General features: G+C 50.3%; 5 protein-coding genes and 1 pseudogene. 5 read left to right on the forward strand and 1 reads right to left on the reverse strand.

The annotated features are described in order from the left end of the window. Positions 1-115: 115 nt before the first annotated feature. Together KDX37_RS28760 and KDX37_RS28765 are read left to right on the forward strand one after the other, a co-directional pair. Complete coding sequence (locus tag KDX37_RS28760) at positions 116-748, forward strand: ParA family protein (protein WP_003381804.1); 633 nt, start codon at positions 116-118, stop codon at positions 746-748. A gap of 35 nt (positions 749-783) precedes the next feature. Then, positions 784-1,038, forward strand: coding sequence for a hypothetical protein (locus KDX37_RS28765; RefSeq protein ID WP_003381801.1), 255 nt, complete (start codon positions 784-786; stop codon positions 1,036-1,038). Between the two features lie 424 nt (positions 1,039-1,462). Here the strand turns inward: KDX37_RS28765 and KDX37_RS28770 are convergent, their stop codons facing one another. After that, complete coding sequence (locus tag KDX37_RS28770) at positions 1,463-2,128, reverse strand: LexA family protein (RefSeq protein ID WP_024647998.1); 666 nt, start codon at positions 2,126-2,128, stop codon at positions 1,463-1,465. 87 nt (positions 2,129-2,215) lie between these two features. Here KDX37_RS28770 and KDX37_RS28775 point away from each other — a divergent pair, with 87 nt between their 5' ends. From KDX37_RS28775 to KDX37_RS29590, 3 genes and pseudogenes are all read left to right on the forward strand, one after another. Further along, the gene (locus tag KDX37_RS28775) at positions 2,216-2,446 is read left to right on the forward strand and encodes a transcriptional regulator (RefSeq protein ID WP_010215521.1); all 231 of its coding nucleotides are present in this window, start codon (positions 2,216-2,218) and stop codon (positions 2,444-2,446) included. Between the two features lie 349 nt (positions 2,447-2,795). After that, complete coding sequence (locus KDX37_RS28780) at positions 2,796-3,503, forward strand: lytic transglycosylase domain-containing protein (RefSeq protein ID WP_231656576.1); 708 nt, start codon at positions 2,796-2,798, stop codon at positions 3,501-3,503. Then, positions 3,503-3,583 (forward strand): annotated as a pseudogene (locus KDX37_RS29590) (conjugal transfer protein); the annotation flags it as partial. The gene KDX37_RS28780 and the pseudogene KDX37_RS29590, both read left to right, overlap by 1 nt.

The following is a 3,583-nucleotide window of genomic DNA, read 5'->3' on the forward strand; positions in this document are numbered from 1 at the left end:
AATAAATGCTTTCATGAAATTATTCTTTTAGTATACTGTTTCACGCTGGCATTGCCGACCAGGCAGATAATTTCAGCATTTCAGCATTTCAGCATTTCATGAAGGCGGAGGAGCCATGGCTATCATCGCGGTATTACAGCAAAAGGGTGGCGTCACCAAGTCAACGCTTGCTAGAGCAATTGCCACAGAGGCTGCGAGAGCTGGCTTGGATACTCTATTGGCAGATATCAACCCACAACAACAGACCTCGTACCTCTGGTCTGTCGCTCGCGATGAGGCGTCACTGCAACCTCGAGTCGATTCTACGGTTTACCATCGTTCTGATAAGTTGATTCGAGAAGCAGAAGGACGGCAGTTGGTTGTAGTGGACGGCGGGCCTCATGCAAGCAATCAAAGTCTGGAGATTGCCAAGGTAGCTAGCGTGATAGTGATTCCTACAGGTGTCACAAAGGACGATTTACGAGAAGCACTGAAACTAGGAACAGAGTTTGTGGCAGAAGGCGTACCACGGACCAAGCTTCTCTACATTTTGAGCCGAACACCACAGTCTGACCGTGAGCTAGATAGCGCTAGGTCTAACATTGAAGCTTTTGGGTTTGCGTGTGCCACGGGCTCTATACCGCTTTCTACGGGGTATGGCGCGGCGATGGATTTGGGTCTAGCAATTACTGAAACTAGGTTCAAAGGGCTTAATGACAAAGCGTTATCTGTCGTGCAGCAGGTGTTCAACCACGCGAATAATGCATGATATAATGAAAGCATTAATTCATGAGAGCATGAAGTATGACTGATAAATCTCCACCAAACCGCAAACCGCAGGCTCCAAAAATTGATGTGGGCGCGTTTGGTGCCGCTTCAAAAGCACCCACAGGCCCGGTCAATATTGAACGCAGCTCATCAAACCTACCGAAGCCCATTCAGATTCGTGTGCCTATTGAAAAGCATTCCGAAATCAAGGCTTACGCTGCTGAGCAGCAGATGAGCATAACCGATCTTTTGATGAAGGCTTATGAGGAGTACAGGACGAGGCATAAATAGTATGAATTCATTATTTCATGAAAAAATGAATTCATGATTATGCGAAAGAGACTCGAAATGTTTCGTATGGATTGTGAGAGCTTCAAGGGAATTGGCATGAATTCATTATTTCATGCTAGATGTATCGCTGTGTAACAACGGCGAAAAAGGTGGCCCGCAGGGAAGGTGAGAGTTCCAGGCGGGCCGTATAACACAGAGAACCCACACGAGGGGAAACCATGTCACATGCTGAATATATCATGCTGCGCAACATTAAAGTTGTGGACTTATGGCGTATGCAACCAAATCAGATAGCTGCTTTCGCCAAAACCTGCTCTGGGCGATTCAGGGCCACTATCGAATTAGCCATGCACAGGAGAAAAAACTGAGTTATTGGTACACGAGTAGGTAGTGCTCTCGAATGAGGGTGCTACCTCATGAACATTTATAATACTGACCTTGGCCATTTAGCGTCTACAACACGACCAATTATCTGCCAGTCCTCATCAATTTCAATCGTGCTAAAAACAGGATTTAAGGGCCTGAGATAAGATCGTCCTGAATCTTTATAGAACTGCTTGAAAGTTGCTTCGTTTGTATCAGTAATTTTTGCAACTACATATTGGCCGCTTTGAATGTCGAATCCGGGTGCGATGAGGATCAGCATTCCTTCCACAAAGGAAATTCCTCCTGGCGCAGTCATTGACGGGCCTTTGACCTTTAACCAAAAACCATTCGGCCCAGCCCAAGCGTCTGACGGGTGGACTTCGCAATTCGCTACATTTCCAATCACTAAAGCCTCCGTGGCCGCGCCAGCTTGTACCCAGCTTATTTCAGGGTATTCATAAAATTTCACCGGTGCTAAGGCGGGTTCTACGTTTGCATCAAATCCTGAAGTTTCAGGGAGCATGCCTCCCTGACCGTTTACCAGCCATTCAGCGTTAACGCCGCATGCTTTCGCGATACTGACTACGAAACTGCTGCCAGCATTTTTTCCTGTCTCGAGCTGCGAAATCACAGGTTGCTTTATCCCCGCTTTTAGGGCGAGTTCGCCCTGGGATAGGCCTGCGTGCGCGCGTGCGATTTTGAGTCTGTCGGCTAGGTTAGTCATCTTATCAGCTTATAAGTTCGCTTATGGCGTTGCAAAAAATAAATCTTATATTTATTGTATAAATATTCTTATCAGGACTACCTCCCTATGACCCCCATCCAGAGGCTTGTGAATTTTTTTGGTGGCCAAGCAAAAACTGCAATTGCTCTTGGCGTAACTCAAGCTGCGGTTTCATATTGGGTTTCAGGAACCCATCACATGAGCGCCGCCAAGGCTTTCCTTGCCGAAGAGCTAACTGGTGGGATGATCACGGCACGTGATCTATGCCTAAACCAGCCCAACCGCACTGAGAAATCAGCCAGTTACGGCGACAAATAGTGCCATTTGCTGAGGTTTTTTTATGAGTGACGCCACAAATATAAGAAATATTATTGATCCTCTGGATAAGGAAGGTTATATTTCGGCTGTCGGTCCTCTTTGTGTGCCGTATCGACACTCAGGGAACGGGTTTAGAGGCAGCGATGGGTCGGCCTTAACGACTCAGAGGGTTGGCACCTGGCCCAGGGTGCGCAGCGTAAAGCCCCAAACAAGTTTTCTGGCGGACAGGGTCGCGGCCGGAAATACGATTTGAGACCCCTCGATCTCATTATTGGGAGATCGAGAGGTTTCACCAAATGGCCTTGTACAAGGCCATTCGGGAAACCTCCCATAACGTAAGGAACCTGCAATGCTCACCACCAGTGCCTTTCTGGCCCTGGCCATGCAATGCGCTCCCTCGATACACCCAGCCACGCTTACCCCCATCGTCAAGACAGAGTCCTCCTTCAATCCCTATGCCATTGGCGTGGTCGGCAGAGTGTTGCCGCGTCAACCGCAAAGCCTGGATGAAGCCGTATTGGTGGTGAAGCAGCTGGTGGAGGAGGGCGCTAACTTCAGCATTGGCCTGGGCCAAATCAACCGGCAGCATTTCGATGTCAGCCGACCCGAACCTGTATTTGAACCCTGCACCAACCTGCGCATGGCCGCCGCTGTTCTTGAACAGTGCTATGCAGTGACCAGCGCCAAGGAGCCCAACCGGCAGGTAGCGCTGCACAAGGCTATTTCCTGCTACTACAGCGGCAACCCCAAAGGCGGATTCAAGGCCGAAGCTGCTTTTGGCGGTAGCAGCCACGTGCAACGGGTATTGGCCAATGCAGGCGGTACCAGCGTCACTGTCCCCGCGCTGGAAGGCGGCTCCGCTGAGTCAAGCCAGCTCCAGCGCGCTCAGGCCCCGGCATCCGCCGTTGAGCCGACCTATGAAATCTGGGACGTACTGCGCCAGTACCCGCGCTATCTGCCGCCTGCACCACCGGCTGTTTCTGCGCCATCCGCTGCACCCGCTGTTCCCGTTGCACCCCCTGAACAACCCTCAACCACCCCCAAAGAGGATCAATGATGATCAAACGTACCCTTGTGCCCAACAAAGGCGAACTCTGCATTTTGCTGGTGGCCGTAGCCTGCCTGCCCGGCATCGCC

Origin of the sequence: Pseudomonas californiensis (assembly GCF_021147775.1) — a bacterium.
Classification (GTDB): domain Bacteria; phylum Pseudomonadota; class Gammaproteobacteria; order Pseudomonadales; family Pseudomonadaceae; genus Aquipseudomonas; species Aquipseudomonas californiensis.